A 17,017-nucleotide genomic window follows, 5' to 3' on the forward strand; every position below is an offset into this window, starting at 1 on the left:
GAATAAAAAAATGATTTTTTTTTCTATCTTTCGTGAAAAATAACAATATTTTATTATGAATAAAGTCAAGTCTATATTGCTTTCGATTCTTAATGCTTTGAAAGGGTGGTGTACTGACCGTAAAGTGGTCAAATGGTTGATCATCTTTGCCGTGCCTGTGGTTGCCGCCTTCATTGCGGTGATTGCCGTCTATAACCATTTCTCTCCGGAGCTGCCTTCGCTTTCGCAGCTCGAGCAGATCAATCCGAAGCTTGTCACGAATATCTACGACATGAACGGAAAGATTGCTCACGAATACTTTGTGGAACGCCGCGAATGGACGAGTTTCGATTCCATTCCCGAAAATGCGATCCACGCCGTGATGGCCACCGAAGACCGAGCCTTCTATAGCCACTGGGGCATGAACGTGTGGGCGATTCCCTCTGCTGTTATGGAAAGTGCCTTGTCGGGCAAGAAACTCCGCGGTGCATCCACTTTGACCCAGCAGCTGACCAAGCTCCTGTTCCTCACGCCGGAACGTACGATTTCGCGTAAGATCAAGGAAATGATGACGGCTATCCGTATCGAACAGACATATACGAAAGAAGAAATCCTTGAATTTTATATGAACGAAGTTTACCTCGCTGGCGGTAACTACGGCTTCCAGGCCGCGGGCAAGTTCTACTTTGGTCGTCCGCTCGATAGCCTTACGATTCCGGAACTCGCAGTGCTCGCCGGTATGTTGCAGCGTCCCGAAGCTTACCGCCCCGACCGTCATCCGAAGGCATCCCTAGAACGCCGCAATACGGTGCTCTATGCCATGCGCGATGCGGGCTACATCAACGATGACGAATATCATGAATATATCAAGACTCCGATTGAATTGGCGAAGAAAGAAGTCTCGAATGAATCCGGCTTGTATTTCTATGAAGAAATCCGCAAGTACATGGAAAAGAAGTACGGTGAAAATTCTCTGTATGCCGACGGCGTTTCAATCAACTCGACGATTGACCCGGACATTCAGGCTTATGCCGACAGCGTTGCCCATGTGCAGGTCGAAAAGGTTCGCCGCCGTGTGAAGTACCGCGCGACCCGCCGCCTGTACCTGAGCAAGAAGTATAACATGCCCGAAGATAGCGTGGTCGCTCATTTCGATAGCGTATACACTCTCTTTAAGAAGGAATACCTGGCCGACGACTTGAAGCGCCCTGCTGACAAGCGCCGTTTCCCGGACTCTATTCTTTACCATCATCCTGAAGTGGCTGCCATTCTGATCGAAAACGAGACGGGTGCAATCCGTGCCATGGTGGGTGGTTCCGATTTCAACCAGTCCCGCTGGAACCGTGCGGTGCAGTCCCTGCGTCAGCCGGGTTCCTCGTTCAAGCCGATTGTGTATTCAACTGCCATGGATAATGGCGCGAGCCCTTGCGATTCTGTGAACGACCAGCCGGTGAGCATTCCTGATCCCGACGACAAGGACAAGAACAAGGTCTGGCGTCCGGCGAACTTCGAACATGACTTCGAAGGTATGATGACGCTCCGTCGTGCGCTGTACCGCTCCAAGAACTTGCCGGCGATTCTTACTGGTATGAAATACGGCCTTAACAACGTGGTGAACTACGCCCGCAAGTTCGGTATCGTTCGTGCTCCGTTGATGGCTGTCCCGAGCCTTGCTTTGGGTTCCGTGGGTGCTACGCTTATGGAGATGACATCCGCCTATACGGTGTTCCCGAATGGCGGTAACCGCATAGAACCTTACATGATCGAATCGATTGTGGACCGCAACGGCGAAGTCATCGAAAAGAATTCCAAGGTCGAACACGAAGTGCTGCGTCCTGCGTCGGCCTACCTGATGGTCGACATGCTGAAGGACGTGAATATTCGCGGTACGGCTGCCCGTGTGTGGGCGAGCGGCTTTACTCATCCGAGTGGCGGCAAGACCGGTACCACAAACGATTACACCGACTGCTGGTACATCGGCTTTACCAAGCAGTACACGATGGGTGTGTGGGTCGGCTCCGACAGTCCGGGAACTTTAGGTGCAGGCCATACGGGTACCGAAGATGCGCTCCCGGTTTGGATGGCAGTGATGAAGGAACTTCATAAGGACTTGCCGCGCAAGCCGTTCCCAGTTCCGGCCGGCGTCGTGAGCAAGGGCGTATGCAACCATACGGGTAAGCTCGCTGGTGAATTCTGCTCCGAAAAGACTTATTGCCTCTATACGGCAGGCTATGCACCGACCGAAGTCTGCGACGGAAATCATTTCGAAGTTAAGACAAAGTCTGCTGACGACGCGACCCTCTTCAGCAACAAGGGTGCAAGTGCGGCTCCCAAGCCGAGCAGTAGTGGCCCTGCCAAGAAGAATACTCGCAAAATGTTCTAGTTGATTCGGAATTCTGATTCCAGAATTCCGGATTGTTTAGTTGGGCGGCTACGCCGCAATTATATTAGTTCGAAGTTAGATTTATAATAACATTGAATTCTGAATTCAGAATTCTACTTAAACATCTTATTGAGGGTGGCGCGCATGTGGTTCATGTTCGCTTCGTTCAAGGTCTCGTAACGGTAGAAGGTGCCGTCTTTTTGCACCACGTAGACGACTGGGATATAACCAGTGCCGTAGGCGGGGCCGAACTTGTAGTCGCTATCCTGGAATACGGGAATCGCTACGTGGAACTGGTCGATAAACAGGCGGATGTCGTTTTTCTTGATGCCACCGCCAAGACCGATGGCAATGCCAGTAAGTCCCTTGGGTTCGTATTCCTTGACGAGATCCTGAATTTCAGAAATGTGACGCTGGCAGTGCGGGCATTTGGGACTAAAGTAGTATATCAGGAGCGGCTTGTTGGCGAAATGGCTGAACAGAATTCCCGGGTCGCTGATTCCCGACAGCGGCTTCGAAAAGTCCATTTTCATGGGCTGGCCTGTGGTGGAATCTTGCATCAGTTGAACGTCTGCCATCGGAGGTTCCGGAGTGAACTGTGCAAACGGGGCTACTGTTGCAAGGGCGATAACACTTAAGAATTTCGAAACAAATCGCATGGTATACCTTCAAATCAAATATGTTTGGATGCGGTGACTTGCCGAACCCAACGGCATTAAAATACGAAAAATTTTCATAACAAGACAGGAAAACAACAAAAAAAAGCAATTTTTCGAAAAAAAGACCGTTAGGAGTAGTCCAACTTGGAATAATCGAATCGCGTTATAAGCTGTATGTCGTGGTGAGCATATAGTGGGGTTCGCCCTTGCGCACTCCGTTCAGCGGGATGCTCACGTCAAGCTTGTTGATGAGGCGGCTGATGGACTTGGTCTGTGCGAAACGGACTCCGAAACCGGCGAGGTAGACGAGGTCCCTGCGGTTGATTTCGTCGAGATTCCAGGCGGTTTCTCCGACACTTCCGAATACGACGAATACCGGCCTGAGGGTTGCCAGCTCGAAGTCAGAAAAATAACGCTGTTCCAGGTTGCCGTAAACGCGAGCTTGTCCTGCGTAGAATCCGGTTGGGAATCCGGCGAATCCGTTGTAGGCGTCGAGGGTAACCTGTTTGCCGTAGCGAGCGTCCTTGTAGAAATCAACAAGTCCCGTGAGCGCTGTCGAAAAGTAGTTGTTCGCATGGAAGATGTATTCGCCGAAAGCCTTTCCGTAGTAGTCGTGACTTTCGCCGTGGTCCAGATAGAAATTCATTTCGGTCTTGAGCGTTAGGTGGTGCGAGCCTCCACCGAGCATCAGGCTTGTCCAGAAGTCCAGTCGGATATCGTTGTCGCTTGCTCCGATCTGTTCGTAGTTCTTGGAAATTTGAGCCTTGAGGGAGTAGCCCTTTTCGATGTCCTCGGTCCACTTGACATTGTGCAGATTCTTGATTTTTTCGTAGCGGATGTTCGAGAACATGAGGTAAAGGCCGATGCGGGAATCCTTATGGTCGGGGAGCCAGTAGTCGTAGGCGAATGAGGAATCCATGACGTAGGTATTCAGGTCGTCGTCGGTGAAAATGTGGCGGAGAAGCGTGCCTTCGCTTGCGGATTCGTAGCGGTAATCGTAGGTGCCGCCGATATAGAACTTGCTGTAGGTTCCGCCGAAGGAGCGGCTGAGTCTGAAACTGAGCGAGTCGTCGATGAAGTCTTCGACCTGCATCAGCGAAACAGTCTTCTTGCTTGTCCAGCGGTTGTAGCGGGGGAGTGACTGGAGGTACTTATCCCTTGCGATGGAATCGATTTCGCTTTCGCTCTTGAGCTTGTTGAGGGTATCTGCTCGGACTGCTTTCATCTGGGCGAGGAAACCCTTGTTTTGCTCGTAGTTGTAGGATACAATTCCCGGTGCGAGCTTTCCGCTGCCGTAGTAGTAGGCGATACGTTTGTTCTTCAGGCCTTCGAGCGTGTAAGCCCATTGGTTCTGGGTGCGGCTGAGGAACGGAACGTACATTTTCCAGTAGGCGAGGTGCCCATCGGTGTTGTGGCTGTATAAAAAGTCAAGGTGGTTGTAGCGGAACAAAAAGTGCGGGTCGCCGTATTCCATTTGCCACATATTGCGGAATTCGTTGTGTCCGTAGTAGAAACCGAGCTTTTGACCGAGACCGAGCAAGTTGCTTTCCTGGATACCGATTCCCCAGTTCAGGTTGTCGTAGCTCCATTCGCTGCCCGCAAATCCAAAACTCACGGGTACGGCTAGCGTCCAGTTGTCGCTGGTGTTCACAGTTGCAATGTTCTTTCCGTTTTCGTTAGAAATGTCGATGCTCGCGTCCGAAAGAAAATTCTGGCTGCGCAGGAAGCGTTCCGCTTCTTGTACCTGAAGGTTAGTGAGGGTTTCGCCCTCGTTGAACAGAAGGAGCTTGCGGACGGTCGACTCGCGCGTTTCGACATGGAGCCAGTTCAGAAGGTCGTAGGCCCACTTGTCGTATTTGGTGTGGTACTTGGAATCGTCAAACGCGTCGCCGATGTTGTAACGGATGGAATCAATCTTGAACGCACCGGGGGTGTCCTGTGCCAAGGCAGCAAGGGGGATAAACATTAAGATGAACAAGATAATCGGCATTGCGGGATAATATAGAAAAAAGCACCCTCCCAAGAAAAATGTTTGGAATATGTTGCTATTTTACGAGTATGAAAAATCTTTAGAAATTCAGAATGTCGGTACGGATATGAAGAGTAGAATGGGCTTCAAGGCGTTTAAATTATTTTGTCTGTTTGCTGTGGCGATGCTGGTTGGCTGCGCCGGTGGTCGCGACGGGGATGACCTGGAGGGCGGTGCCGGCGATTCCGGCATGAAGGACGCCCCTTGCGAAGTTTGTGGCAAGCGCGGCGATATCGAACTGAAAATCACCGGTGAGAAGTCTTACCGGGAGTGGAACAAGAAGGCTTTTGCCCGCCTGGATTCGTCGGCGGTCATGGGCGTTTTTCCGGCGCTTTCGGTGAAGGCGGAGCGCCCAGCCAAATGCAAGTTCTGCCATAGCTACAGTGCCGATGCGTTGGATTTTGACTTGGCGAGGGTGGAAGATTCCCTGATGGTGAGGGCATTCCCGAAAATGCGCCGCGAACTGATGCTTCCCGGGATGCGTCTGCCGAATGCCGATTCGTCATTTGCCGATAGTTTGTCCAAGATGCTGCTCGAATCGGTTTTCGCGGATGGAAAGAAACTGGCTGATTTTACGCCGTGGCTAGAACGCGACGGCGTGGAACAGGATATATCTCGTGAGCTGCCCGCTTCGTTCAAGAATTTGCTGAATGCGTTGGCGAACCGCTATGAGTTGCGCTATCTTTCGATTCCCGTTGCGCTTCAGGTGCGAATGGATACGGACTTGGGAAAGAGTGGCGGATTCACCTGGAAAATCCTATGGACGCTGTGGGATGCCCGTTACGGGGAACTCGTTTTCCTGGTGTATTCGGAATTTACTGCCGAAACGACGAGTCGCGTGGCGCCTGAAAAGGAATGGGCGGAACCGTTTGCGGCCCGCTTGTGGAAAATGCTCGCGACTGATTTAAGCAAATTGGAAAATCATTAAAAAGAGGTAAACAATGCAGATTTTATTCTTGATGGCTGATGGTTTCGAAGAAACAGAGTTTGTGACCCCGTTTGACTACTTGCAGCGGGCGGGCTTTGAGGTCGCTCTTGCAAGCGTTTCCGGCAAGGCCGAAGTGATTGGGTCGCGCGGCCTTAAAATCCAGACGGACTTTGCTCTTTCGGGGGCCGATACCGCAAAGTTTGGCGCTGTCCTTTTGCCTGGTGGTGGCATTGGTGTCAAGAACCTGAAGGCCTCTGCTGATGTAGAAAAGGTCATCTGCGATTTCAACGATCAGGGCAAGTGGATTTTTGCCATTTGTGCAGCCCCGCTGGTGCTTAGCAAGGCGGGAATCCTCGCCGGTAAAACCGCGACCTGTTTCCCGGGCTGCGAAGATGAACTTGTCTGTAAAAAGTTCGTTGAAGACCGTGTGGTTGTAGATGCTCATGTTGTCACGAGCCGTGGCGCAGGCACTGCCGAAGAATTTGCGTTTGAATGTATTGCGCAGCTCGGTGGCCGCGAACTTTCGGAAAAAATTCGCAAGCAGGTCGTCGCGCGGTAGATTTCATTCAGCAGGTCATTCTCGACTGACCCTATAGAGGAAAGGTGGGGGGCTTTGAACTGCATTATGGATCCCGTCGCCACGGCATGGCTCCAGGATGACTGCTTCTAGGCCGTTAACCTACAGAATGTTCGAGCTTAAGAGTCAGTAACTGACGGGCTTCCGTGGCGAATTCGCCGGGGAGCTCTTTAAACACGTCTTTACAGAAACCGCCCACCATCGCCTGAATGGCGTCTTCGCGCTTGATGCCGCGGCTTTCGAAGTAGAAAAGCTGGTCTTCGCTGATGCGGCTGGTAGTTGCCTCGTGTTCGGTGGTGGAGCTCGCGTTTGCAACAGTGATGTAGGGGAACGTGTGAGCAGCACTCTTGTCGCCCACGAGCATGCTGTCGCACTGCGTGTAGTTGCGGGCGCCTGTGGCGGACTTGCGGATGCTCACTTCGCCGCGGTAGGCGTTGCTGGAGTAGTCGGCGCTGATGCCCTTCGAAATGATGGTACTCTTGGTGTTCTTGCCGATGTGGATCATCTTGGTGCCGGTGTCGGCCTGCATGTGCCCGTTGGTGAGGGCCACGCTGTAGAATTCTCCGACGGAGTTGTCGCCCAGAAGCACGCAGCTCGGATACTTCCATGTGATGGCGGAGCCTGTTTCGACCTGCGTCCAGCTGATGCGGCTGTTCTTGCCGGCGCACTTTCCGCGCTTGGTGACAAAGTTGTACACGCCGCCGGCTCCCGTTTCGCGGTCGCCCGCGTACCAGTTCTGCACGGTCGAATATTTAATCGAAGCGTTGTCTTTGGCTACCAATTCCACGATGGCGCTGTGCAGCTGCTTGCTGCTGAATTCCGGCGCGGTGCAACCTTCGAGGTAGCTCACTGATGCGCCTTCGTCGGCGATAATCAAGGTGCGTTCGAACTGGCCTGCTTCCTTGTTGTTGATGCGGAAGTAGGTGGAAAGATCCATCGGACACTTGACTCCAGGTGGGATGTACACGAAACTTCCGTCGCCAAAGACGGCACTGTTGAGGGCGGCGAAGTAGTTGTCGCCTGAGGGCACCACGCTTCCCAAGTATTCCTCGATGAGTTCGGGGTATTCCTTGATGGCGTCGCTAATGCTGCAGAACAAAATGCCCATTTCCATGAGCTTGCGCTTATGGCTGGTGTAAATGCTGACTGAGTCGAAAACTGCATCCACGGCCACATTCGCCAGACGCTTCTGTTCGTCCAGCGGGATGCCAAGCTTTTCGAAGGTCGCGAGCAACTCGGGGTCCACGTCCTCGATTTTCTCATGACTCTTTTTGGTCTTCGGGGCGGAGTAGTAGACGATGTCCTGCAGGTCCACTGGCGCAAAGTTCAGTTCACCCCAGTTCGGCTGCTCCATCGTCTGGAGCTTTTCATAGGCTTTCAGTCGGAAATCGAGCATGAACTGCGGTTCTTTGCGCAAGGCTGATGCCCTGCGGATAATATCTTCGTTTAGGCCTTTCTCGAAGGCTTCGTTTTCGATATCTGTTACAAAACCGTATTTATAGTTTTCGCTCATTTTACACCTTTTGCGCGGACCAATATAGAAAAAGGCGCGCGTTACGACAACCGTGCTTGCTCGGATTGTCATAACCGAGTCGCCCTACATGCTATTGCTAATTGCGATATAAAAGTTATATTGTAGGGTATAAATCCATTCTAGGATGGAACTCCTCTAATCGGATTATGGTTGTGAGGTGATTGGTCTATGATTCTTCGAAAACCCGATTTCTACGATAAATTCAAGTGTACCGCATCGCGGTGCTCCGATACATGTTGCGTCGGTTGGGAAATAGATATCGACAAGGATTCGCTGGATGCATACCGCAAGGTAGCAGGTGTTTTTGGAGATAAGCTGCGGGCTAACATCGAGGATGGGCATTTCAAGTTGCTGCCTCATGACCGCTGCCCCTTTTTGGACAAGGAAAACCTTTGCGAAATTTATACGCATCTCGGCGAGGACGCCCTTTGCGATATCTGCACCGAGCATCCGCGATTTGTGGAGGTCTTCGGCGATATGATGGAACGCGGAATCGGTCTCTGCTGTGAAGAAGCGGCGAGGCTTCTTTTTGCGGGGGATGGTCCGCTTCAGTTTGTGACCTGTGAATGCGACGAACCTGAAGATGAGCTGGATGAAGATGATATCGAAGTCCGCGATCAGGTGCTATACATGCGTGACGATTTTTTCAATACGCTTGCCGATAGCGATATGAAGTTTGGGAACAAACTCTACAATGTTTTTGGCTACACCGGTGAGAATCCCTTTGCTCCGTTTGAAAGCGTAGAAGATTTTGTGGACCAACTCGCAAAGACAATCAGTTACGGCCCTGCATGGGATGCGGCGCTCGCACGAATTCAGAACCGCATCAAGGCTCCCTCAAGTCCCCAAGAACGTGTGACGCGCATCGAAGACGAAGGCTGTTTTTCAGAGAACGACAGTGTCCGACTGCTGGCTTATCTGATTTACCGCCATTACGCCAAAAGCTTATATGACGGTCTCGAACAGGGGAAACTGCAGTTCGCCCTGTTCTTCTGGAACGTGGCCCGATTCTTTACAAAGGAACTGGCGGGAGATGCTCCAGGCGACATCAAGGTCAACGCCGTGAAAATTCTTTCGAAACAGCTTGAATACTGCGAAGAGAATATGGCGATGATTGAAACCGCCTTGGACGAATACGATTCTCTTTAATTGCAGGGCTGAGTGGAAAAACAGGTGCCGAGGGGCGTTGTAAACGGTCCCTTGGTTCCCTGTCCGTTCTGCAAGAAAACTTCAAGAGAATGGCTTTTCTCGTCTTCTCTCGTCCAGCGCATCTTAAAATTGTATTCAGTATAATCCTTTGCGTCATTATAGTTCCTTTTTTCTCTCGCCTTAAGAATGTTTGCAACGGCGCCGAAGTCGGCGTCTTTCTGAGCTTGACTCCAAAAACCGTCGCTAGTAAGGAGCCCGCACATATTTTGGATGTCCGTGATTCTGTTTTTGTTGTCGGATTGATAGTTGGCGGGGAGAATATCGTGTAGCTCGATAATGAAAAACGTTACGCCGTCTTCGTACAGAGCCCTATTAAGGGCATCGCGCAGGTCATAAAGCTTTAGGAGGTCAATCTTTTGTCGGGTTCTCTCATTTTTCTTACTCCAAGTTGGAAAATCTATGCTTCGAGGCGTTCCCCAATTACAAGACTGAGGTAGGCGACCGCTGCTGAAATGGCGGCGAGGATGCTTCCCGAACCTAGGAACATCGCTCCGAACACGACTGGAGTGAGCATCAGGAGTGTAGAAAACAGGATCTTGTTGTTTGCTATGCTAAAACGATTCATAATTTACCTCTCTTTTACAGAGGTAAATATAGATTCGAAACAATGTCAAAAACTGACAAAATACAATAATTTCTGTTATTATTCCCGCGTAGGCACGAATCTCCACGCTAGCGGAATCAGTCCACCGCCAATAGAGTTCCCGATGGTAATGACCACGAGGGATTTTAGCATAGGTGCTGAAAAATCACCGGCGAGCGAGAAGTAGAACATGTCTGCGATGCAGTGCTCGAATCCGCTCAAGATGAAGACCATGACCGAGAGAAAAACGATGACAACTTTTCCGGCCTGGTTTTCAATTCTCTTGTAACCGTCGGCGGCAATGAACATGAGCATGCCGCAGAAAATGCCCAGTATGAAGAGGCTTACGATACTGTCGCCTTCCTTGACGAGGCAGAGGGCGCTTGCCTTGGCCTGCAGGGAGTCACCATAGCGTGTGAGCGCAATCATTCTTGCGAAAAGGAAAGTCCCGATAAAGTTGCCGAGCCATACGATTCCGAGGAATCCCCAGTAGCAAGGCTTGTTGTTGACGAAATAGCCGACTTTACCCGTGAAAAGGTTGAAGCCGAAATTCAAAATGGTAAACAGCCCGAGTCCGAAAAGGAATGAACCTAGAATCTTGTTGTCGCAAGAAAGGTAGGCGGTGCCTCCAAGGCCGATGCAGAGGCCCGAGTAAATAGACAGAATAAGATTTTTTATCACGGGCGACAAGTTTAGAAAATTTATACTCGAGTCTAACTTTTAAATGAAATAATTTTTTCTTATTCTACGGCCAGCGACTTGTCGTAAATAAAGTCGACTTCTTCGGACGTGATTCCGCCGGGGACAAGGTCCAGCTTGGAGCGGTTCACCTTCATGATGGCAGCGAACTGGTCGCACATTTCGCGGGAAACCTTGCATTTGCCGATGAGCTTGTCGAGCATCGCGGCGAAATCGGCGGTGCTTTTGAGGTCCAAAAGTTCCAGAATGCGCTTGACATCTTCGGGAATCTTTTTTTCGCAGATTTCCACGTAGGCGGCAAGGAAGTAGCCTACGGCGGGGCCGTGGGGCACGCCCTGATGCAGCGTGAGGTCGTAGCTCATGCCGTGCGGTACGGCGGTGCTCGTGTGCGCGATAGACATACCCGCGATAGTCGAGGTGAGCATGAGTTTTTCGTAAAGGCTTTCGCTTACGGGCGCGTCGGAAAGGAGCGCGTCCTTGAATTCGCCCCAGAGCTTGAGGCCGTATTCCGGGCACATGCGGTTGAACGCGTTGGAATAGACGTTCAGGATGCTTTCGACCATGTGGGCGAGGGCGTCGACCGCGGTATTGATAATTAGCGTTTTTGGGGCCGAGGCGAGGTACTTGCCGTCGACAAGCGCGAGTGTGGGGAATATCTTGTGCGGGATGCTCTTTTTCAGGTGAATCTTGTGGTTCGTGATGATGGCGACCGGCGTTGCCTCGGAACCCGTTCCGCAGGTAGTCGGTACAGCAACGACAGGTACGTGTCCGAGCGGCTTTTCGGGAACCTTGTGCAAGTTGTCTGCGTCAACACTCGGGTTCGCAAGGAGCAATGCAACTGCCTTCGCCGCGTCAATAGCGGAACCGCCCCCGATACCGATGATGTAATCGGTGCCGAATTCGCGAGCCTGCTGTGCGGCGTTCCCCACGGTATCGGTTGACGGATTTTCTTCGACCTGGTCAAAAACTTGGTACGGCACGTGGGCCGCATCCAGAATGGCGGTGACATCGTTCAAGGAACCGTTCTTCTTGGCAGAAGTTTTGCCCGTCATGATGAATGCGCGCTTTCCAACCGTAAGCAAGTTATGCGCGTGGTTCTTCACGCAGTCCTTTTCGACGTAGATGTCCGTGGGCACATAGAAACGCATAGAATGGTCCTGAAGTTTTTATTGTTAATCTACTTGTTGTTTTTTGAGGCTTCTTCAGAGAGCTTTTGGTACATCTTTAGTAGCTCAATGGCAATTTCGGATTCGGACATTTTGACATTGAATCCGTAAGCCTCCATGACGGATTTGTCGTTGTCGGCGTGAGCCTTGCGAAGGTCTTCCGGCATTGTCAAGTCATCGTATAAATCTGCGAGGCTGCTGTCGGGGTACTTTGTTCGAACGTCAAGAATGGCTTGCGCCGTTTGCTCAATACGTGACTTAAGGTCATTGAACTTGCCGAAATGACCGTTGGCTGGTTTAGGCAATTCGGGCCACGGGAAGTTGTTGTAGACGATGTCCTTGCTGTAACGATAGTCGCTTTTGAGCTTGCCACTTACAGTGCGCATCCACGCCATGTGAACACTGGAAGTGAGGATGCCGAATAAATACAAGGGGTTTACATCTTGTGTTATTTTGTCGCAATTAAGAACATGGACAGAATCGCTGCACAAAACCTCTGGTGTGACGAAACCCAATGGAATATAATGGCGTCGTTCGGAGGAAACTCTTGGTATTAAAATATAGTTTCCCGAAGGAAAATTTTCGACATGGAACCGGGTTGGTCTATCGGCAAGCTTTCGAGTGGGGGCACTCTTGCTTGCTAAGCGGAACTCCTTTACAGCTTGGACTCGCTTGTAACATTCTTTCATTTGACGGATTTCTGCTGGGGTGCAATCGCCTAACCACAAACACCAACGATGAAAGCGGTTAATGAATTCTTCCGAACCAATCCATTTCTTGAAAAATTTTTCTGAATTGGGTTCCTTTTTGACGAAGGCTTCTTTTTCTGCTTCGGTGAAAAGATAATTTCCGCCATCAATAGGCTTGTTTCCGATACCGATTTCAGGAACATCACATAGCGGAACTTGTCTGCTTTTGACGAGAATGTTCGGAGCATCAATCAGATAAGGATTGATGTTTTTTGCTTCGATAACTTTTCCGTCTGAATGGAAAATCCGTTTGAGATTGTCGTTCTGGTGCCTCGTAGAGGCGACGGAATCCGCCGATGAAAATCCGATAATTACGCAGTGCACGTGGGCCACCTGTTCAGATTCGCTGTCCCAGCGGAAAGTGCGGTAAGCGAAATCAATTTGCATGCCCGTTGCAAAAAGGGCATCCCATAAAATGGAGGGTTGTTCCCCTTGTGTAATGCTGTTGGTAGAAACGAGTGCTGCCTTTGTATTTGTTCCCTTTATCAAAACAGCTGTTTTCTTGTACCAACATGAAACGTAATCAAGGTTGCCACTGTTTTTTACGCCTTTGAAAATTTCTTGAAGTTCGCTTTTCTGTTCGGCGTTCATTAGGCGTGCGCCCACGAACGGCGGATTCCCCATGATGTAATCGTAATGGATTGGCTCAATTTTAGCATCAGGGGTGTCACCGATATTCACGTTTTTGGTGACTGCATAGAAAACATCGTAGTGTGCTTGCTTGTCATGCAATTCTGTAAACTTGATATCTTTGAAACGAGGGTCGTCTGGGTCGATGATTTGAACCTTGTTGGCGTGAACCCCGAATTTAGGATCTTCTTCGTGCAGGCGTTCCCAGTTCATCTTCAGGGCGTTGCCTTCGATGATGGTTGCATGGTTTTTGAGGGGCAGAAAGTCAAGTGAATGTGATACGATTGCTTCGGTTTCGATAATCATCTGCGATTCGGCAATCCAGAGGGCTGTTCTTGCCACGGCGACTGCAAAGTCGTTGATTTCGATACCGTGGAATTGGTTAATAGATACTTGTATGGGGTCGCTAATTTGACCCATGGTAATCTGTCTGCCCTTAATACGCAAGATATCGTTTTCGAGACGCCTTAACGATATGTAGGTTTCGGTAAGAAAGTTTCCCGAACCACAGGCTGGGTCTAGAAATTTGAGTGAACCAAGTTTCTTCTGAAATTTATCTAGTTTATCGTTGCGATTTTTGTCGGTTTTCGTCTCGCAAATCGCTGAAAATTCAGCTTTCAAGTCATCTAGAAATAGTGGATCAATCACCTTGTGGATGTTCTCGATGCTGGTATAGTGCATCCCGCCGCTGCGACGCGTTTCGGGGTTTAGAGTGCTTTCAAAAACGGCTCCGAAAATTGTAGGGCTGATTTCGCTCCAGTCAAAGTCGAGACTGCCGTGTGTCAAGATGATTTCGGCGGTCTTTTCCGAAATGGGCGGGATGGTTTCGCCTTCTTTTTCTTGAAAGAGCGAACCGTTTACATAAGGAAACTCGGCGAGTTTTTCTTCTATGAATCGGTCGCGATTCTCTGGCTTCGTATCGAGTACGCGGAATAGTTCGCGGAGCGCTACGCGCATGTTTTCAGCGCGGAAACTCTTGAGGTAGTTATAGAACTGTTCCTTTTTGAAAATGCCGGCGTCTTCGGCGTACAGGCAGAAAACCAAGCGTACACATAGCACATTTAATGCATGGAGGTCTGCCGCTGTCGGTTTTTCTCCAAATTCGGGCAACAGGGCGTCGTAAATTTTGCCGACGATTTCGCCCGCCTTGATAGAAACTTCGACTTCACGTTTGATGTGCTCGCTGCGGCTGTCCACCAGGAAATTTAGACGATGGTATTCTTTCGACAGGTTTTTCAGGAAAATCTGTTCAGGTTCTCCATTCGGATTGTCCATATCATAAATCAGAAATTCTGAAAAATTGCAGGTGACAATCCATTTCGGATGCAGGCTTACAGGCAGGTCGGCCACATATTTTTTTGCTTGCTGAAACGGAGTTAGCAATCGGCCGTCGCTTTGTCTAGTTGGCTCACGTAAGTTCTTGTCACACGACTTCTGCTCAATCATCACACGTGTCGAAGGAATGTAGGCGTCGATGAAGTTCGTGATGGTCTTGCCTTGGAGGCTATCCTTTACCTGTCCTTCAAAGAATATGAATTCAGCAAAGTTTTCGATGCCGAAAACACTTGAAAGTAAGTCCATCCAGAATTTTTGAGACTCTCCTTTTTCGTAGCCCTTACCAGCCCAACGCTCTGCAAAAGCCTTGGCTGCGGCTTTCTTTTCCTTTTCGGTCATCTTTTCCTGCGCGATTGACATAAACCTGAATAAAAAGATTGCTATGGGTGCAAATCTACAAATAAAATCCGTTTGACTTTGGGTAAACCTCATTTCACGTATAGTATCGTTGGGTTGTCTTTGTGAATGTCACATAGGGACAATGTAATGCCCTGTTCGGTGCTGTAATTTTGCCAAAATTCGTTCATCTTTTGGTGGTTGAAAGGCTTCGCGATGAGGTGTAGCCCGTGTTTGGTTGGGATTTCGATGATGTCTTCCCTGGCTTGGAATGGTTCGCATTTTGTAATCATGTCTGCAATTGCATTTTTGTGCGGGATATATTCGGCATCAACATCGACAATCCATGTTTTTTCTTTGCCTGCGCTATTGGCTCGACCGGCTCCGCTTGAAATTAAGTGAAACGGAGAAGCGTAAGTGTCTCCAGAGCAGATTTCTTCGGTGATATGCTTGAAAATTACCATTGAAATATCCTTGTAATTGCGCTTGTTTAGGCGAATATAGGCGCGAACATCGAATGTTTTGCAGAGCGTCTTGATTTCTTCTTCTTTTTCGTCGAAATGAACTAAAGATGAAATCAGATAGTCCTTGAGGGGACGGCTGTACATATTGCCGTGATAAGCCGGATTGGGTATGCCGCCGATTTTAGGATCGTCACTTTGCCTGCGGAGCAGTTGAACATAATAGCAATCGCCAGGTTTTTCGAATTTCAATAGTGTGCGGATAATTTTGAAATTGTCAACCATTGTTATTCTCCTTGAAGGATAATCTCTGCTACGATGGGGCGCTTTAGGATATCGTTGAAATCGTCCCGTGGGTTGCCATTCTTGTCTAGTGTCCCGAAACAATCTGCTCGCGCGAGTCGTGTAAGCCTTCCAAAAAGAGGATGGTGAACTAATTCATGAATTCGTCCTCGTTTCTTCATCACTTTCAGTTCTAACGCGAGTGTATGATTTCTAATGAGCCACAGAATGGTCTCGCGTATTTGTGTGTCAAATTCCATATCTGTAAGCCATTCTGAGGCGATTTGTTCGCTGTAGATTTCGTGTACGTGCATATTCTTACCGCTATTGCGCGTTAGCGCTTCTTTTTTGCCTACATCATGAAGTAATGCCGCTAATACATCAATCCAGTCATGTTCCTGCATAACCATATTCTGAATCACTAGTTTCGTGTGCTCCCAAACATCACCTTCGCAGTGAAAATTCTTGTGTTCGCAACCGACCATATAGCGGTCAATAAAGCTGAAATACTTGTCCTTGTTCGTCTCGATTCTTTGAATCGGGTCAGTGTTGGAAAGAATTTCGATAATCTTGCTTTGCATATTTATTTTGATATTGGTATGTATGATTCTTGCTTGATTAAATGTATATTATTTTGAATGTCATAAAATGACAACGTTTGATAATTCGCGGTGATTGAACATAAGAGAATCCTTTTTTTGGTATTATCGTTTTGGAGAGTATTTTTGTAAAGTATTCCCTATGAATTTATATTATCGATTAAGTAGGTGCAATAGGCTGAGATGGTGGCGAAAGGTGTAGAGGGTTATCTCCAAAAAAATAGACTCCTTCGTGGCGAAGGAGTCTGTAAAGGCTTGCCCCGGTTTTTCATACCTTACGAGGCCGTTCGATGTTTTTTTCCTCGGCTCATAAAGAGCCCCTATAAGATCTAAAAACAATAATCCATCACCATAGGTGCTTTGTTTGCAAGAACACCATATTTGTCACACATTTTTTTGTTATAGGGTCTCCCATAGCGTCCGCCGTAAAGCACAACTATGTCAAGACATCCAGCATAGGGGCTATTGACGACGCTTTGGAGGTATTCGAAGCGCCTTTCCCAGTTACATCCTGTAATAGCCTTGAACTGTTCCGGCGTTATGTCGTGGTCAAGGACACTTTCGTATTTCCAGAAGAATTCTTTTTTCTGTTCAGCCATAATCAAACCTACATATCAGTTTTTCCTCGGCTCATAAAGAGCCCCTATAAGATTGAGGGCGTCATATTCTTCCTTGGAACCGTCAACAACAACAACGTTGTCCGGTTCGCACATTGCGATGCATTCTTCAACCCAAGCCTTGATCTTGCTGTGCTTGATGTCGTTGAGAGTGAGACTCATATAGGAACTCCGTTTTTCCTCGGCTCATAAAGAGCCCCTATAAGATTCAAACGGAATATCGACAGTAAAACTTTCATTCAAGTGACGGCCATCCAGCGCG

Annotated in this window: 16 protein-coding genes; 4 read left to right on the top strand and 12 right to left on the bottom strand. The window is 49.1% G+C overall.

The window, feature by feature from the left end:
* The first annotated feature begins 55 nt into the window (after window positions 1-55).
* Window positions 56-2,362: a penicillin-binding protein 1A gene (locus Q0P86_RS08665; RefSeq protein WP_295038834.1), complete on the top strand. Its 2,307-nt coding sequence runs from the start codon at window positions 56-58 to the stop codon at window positions 2,360-2,362.
* Between the two features lie 113 nt (window positions 2,363-2,475).
* On the opposite strand, the gene Q0P86_RS08670 is transcribed toward Q0P86_RS08665, so the two are convergent.
* Both Q0P86_RS08670 and Q0P86_RS08675 read right to left on the bottom strand, forming a co-directional pair.
* A complete protein-coding gene (locus tag Q0P86_RS08670) occupies window positions 2,476-3,021 on the bottom strand; it encodes a TlpA disulfide reductase family protein (RefSeq protein ID WP_290995319.1) in 546 nt (181 codons plus the stop codon).
* 163 nt (window positions 3,022-3,184) lie between these two features.
* Window positions 3,185-4,987 (bottom strand): hypothetical protein, encoded by a 1,803-nt coding sequence (locus Q0P86_RS08675; protein ID WP_295038836.1) that lies wholly within the window; start codon window positions 4,985-4,987, stop codon window positions 3,185-3,187.
* A gap of 130 nt (window positions 4,988-5,117) precedes the next feature.
* Here Q0P86_RS08675 and Q0P86_RS08680 point away from each other — a divergent pair, with 130 nt between their 5' ends.
* Window positions 5,118-5,978 (top strand): hypothetical protein, encoded by an 861-nt coding sequence (locus Q0P86_RS08680; RefSeq protein WP_295038838.1) that lies wholly within the window; start codon window positions 5,118-5,120, stop codon window positions 5,976-5,978.
* A gap of 13 nt (window positions 5,979-5,991) precedes the next feature.
* Window positions 5,992-6,537, top strand: coding sequence for a DJ-1 family glyoxalase III (locus Q0P86_RS08685; protein ID WP_290995325.1), 546 nt, complete (start codon window positions 5,992-5,994; stop codon window positions 6,535-6,537).
* Between the two features lie 115 nt (window positions 6,538-6,652).
* Here Q0P86_RS08685 and sufB read toward each other — a convergent pair whose 3' ends face one another.
* Window positions 6,653-8,068, bottom strand: coding sequence for a Fe-S cluster assembly protein SufB (gene sufB / locus Q0P86_RS08690; RefSeq protein WP_291022125.1), 1,416 nt, complete (start codon window positions 8,066-8,068; stop codon window positions 6,653-6,655).
* Window positions 8,069-8,257: 189 nt separating this feature from the next.
* Between sufB and fliB the strand changes: the two genes are divergently transcribed.
* Window positions 8,258-9,238 (top strand): flagellin lysine-N-methylase, encoded by a 981-nt coding sequence (gene fliB, locus Q0P86_RS08695; RefSeq protein WP_295038840.1) that lies wholly within the window; start codon window positions 8,258-8,260, stop codon window positions 9,236-9,238.
* Here the strand turns inward: fliB and Q0P86_RS08700 are convergent.
* The 9 genes from Q0P86_RS08700 to Q0P86_RS08740 all read right to left on the bottom strand — a co-directional run bounded on the left by Q0P86_RS08700 (window position 9,235) and on the right by Q0P86_RS08740 (window position 16,917).
* On the bottom strand, window positions 9,235-9,501 hold the full coding sequence (locus Q0P86_RS08700) for a hypothetical protein (protein WP_295038842.1): 267 nt from the start codon (window positions 9,499-9,501) through the stop codon (window positions 9,235-9,237). The genes fliB and Q0P86_RS08700 overlap by 4 nt on opposite strands.
* Window positions 9,502-9,695: 194 nt before the next feature.
* On the bottom strand, window positions 9,696-9,863 hold the full coding sequence (locus Q0P86_RS08705) for a hypothetical protein (protein ID WP_290995331.1): 168 nt from the start codon (window positions 9,861-9,863) through the stop codon (window positions 9,696-9,698).
* A gap of 78 nt (window positions 9,864-9,941) precedes the next feature.
* Window positions 9,942-10,562 (bottom strand): formate/nitrite transporter family protein, encoded by a 621-nt coding sequence (locus Q0P86_RS08710; RefSeq protein WP_295038844.1) that lies wholly within the window; start codon window positions 10,560-10,562, stop codon window positions 9,942-9,944.
* Window positions 10,563-10,621: 59 nt separating this feature from the next.
* Entirely contained in the window at window positions 10,622-11,728 is a 1,107-nt protein-coding gene (locus Q0P86_RS08715; protein ID WP_290995336.1) for an iron-containing alcohol dehydrogenase family protein, read from the bottom strand.
* A 29-nt stretch (window positions 11,729-11,757) separates the two neighbouring features.
* A complete protein-coding gene (locus Q0P86_RS08720; RefSeq protein ID WP_295038846.1) occupies window positions 11,758-14,820 on the bottom strand; it encodes a DNA methyltransferase in 3,063 nt (1,020 codons plus the stop codon).
* 68 nt (window positions 14,821-14,888) lie between these two features.
* The gene (locus tag Q0P86_RS08725; protein ID WP_295038848.1) at window positions 14,889-15,542 is read right to left on the bottom strand and encodes a hypothetical protein; all 654 of its coding nucleotides are present in this window, start codon (window positions 15,540-15,542) and stop codon (window positions 14,889-14,891) included.
* A 2-nt stretch (window positions 15,543-15,544) separates the two neighbouring features.
* On the bottom strand, window positions 15,545-16,120 hold the full coding sequence (locus Q0P86_RS08730; RefSeq protein ID WP_295038850.1) for an HD domain-containing protein: 576 nt from the start codon (window positions 16,118-16,120) through the stop codon (window positions 15,545-15,547).
* Window positions 16,121-16,467: 347 nt separating this feature from the next.
* The gene (locus tag Q0P86_RS08735) at window positions 16,468-16,737 is read right to left on the bottom strand and encodes a hypothetical protein (protein WP_295038852.1); all 270 of its coding nucleotides are present in this window, start codon (window positions 16,735-16,737) and stop codon (window positions 16,468-16,470) included.
* Between the two features lie 15 nt (window positions 16,738-16,752).
* A complete protein-coding gene (locus Q0P86_RS08740; protein ID WP_295038854.1) occupies window positions 16,753-16,917 on the bottom strand; it encodes a hypothetical protein in 165 nt (54 codons plus the stop codon).
* Window positions 16,918-17,017: the final 100 nt, after the last annotated feature.

Origin of the sequence: uncultured Fibrobacter sp., from assembly GCF_946062555.1 — a bacterium.
Classification (GTDB): domain Bacteria; phylum Fibrobacterota; class Fibrobacteria; order Fibrobacterales; family Fibrobacteraceae; genus Fibrobacter.

Bases quoted from the DNA above. Each gene is read 5' to 3' on its own strand.
- Q0P86_RS08665 (WP_295038834.1), top strand. From the start codon at position 56: ATGAATAAAGTCAAGTCTATATTGCTTTCGATTCTTAATGCTTTGAAA.
- Q0P86_RS08670 (WP_290995319.1), bottom strand. From the start codon at position 3,021: ATGCGATTTGTTTCGAAATTCTTAAGTGTTATCGCCCTTGCAACAGTA.
- Q0P86_RS08675 (WP_295038836.1), bottom strand. From the start codon at position 4,987: ATGTTTATCCCCCTTGCTGCCTTGGCACAGGACACCCCCGGTGCGTTC.
- Q0P86_RS08680 (WP_295038838.1), top strand. From the start codon at position 5,118: ATGAAGAGTAGAATGGGCTTCAAGGCGTTTAAATTATTTTGTCTGTTT.
- Q0P86_RS08685 (WP_290995325.1), top strand. From the start codon at position 5,992: ATGCAGATTTTATTCTTGATGGCTGATGGTTTCGAAGAAACAGAGTTT.
- sufB (WP_291022125.1), bottom strand. From the start codon at position 8,068: ATGAGCGAAAACTATAAATACGGTTTTGTAACAGATATCGAAAACGAA.
- fliB (WP_295038840.1), top strand. From the start codon at position 8,258: ATGATTCTTCGAAAACCCGATTTCTACGATAAATTCAAGTGTACCGCA.
- Q0P86_RS08700 (WP_295038842.1), bottom strand. From the start codon at position 9,501: ATGTGCGGGCTCCTTACTAGCGACGGTTTTTGGAGTCAAGCTCAGAAA.
- Q0P86_RS08705 (WP_290995331.1), bottom strand. From the start codon at position 9,863: ATGAATCGTTTTAGCATAGCAAACAACAAGATCCTGTTTTCTACACTC.
- Q0P86_RS08715 (WP_290995336.1), bottom strand. From the start codon at position 11,728: ATGCGTTTCTATGTGCCCACGGACATCTACGTCGAAAAGGACTGCGTG.
- Q0P86_RS08720 (WP_295038846.1), bottom strand. From the start codon at position 14,820: ATGTCAATCGCGCAGGAAAAGATGACCGAAAAGGAAAAGAAAGCCGCA.
- Q0P86_RS08725 (WP_295038848.1), bottom strand. From the start codon at position 15,542: ATGGTTGACAATTTCAAAATTATCCGCACACTATTGAAATTCGAAAAA.
- Q0P86_RS08730 (WP_295038850.1), bottom strand. From the start codon at position 16,120: ATGCAAAGCAAGATTATCGAAATTCTTTCCAACACTGACCCGATTCAA.
- Q0P86_RS08735 (WP_295038852.1), bottom strand. From the start codon at position 16,737: ATGGCTGAACAGAAAAAAGAATTCTTCTGGAAATACGAAAGTGTCCTT.
- Q0P86_RS08740 (WP_295038854.1), bottom strand. From the start codon at position 16,917: ATGAGTCTCACTCTCAACGACATCAAGCACAGCAAGATCAAGGCTTGG.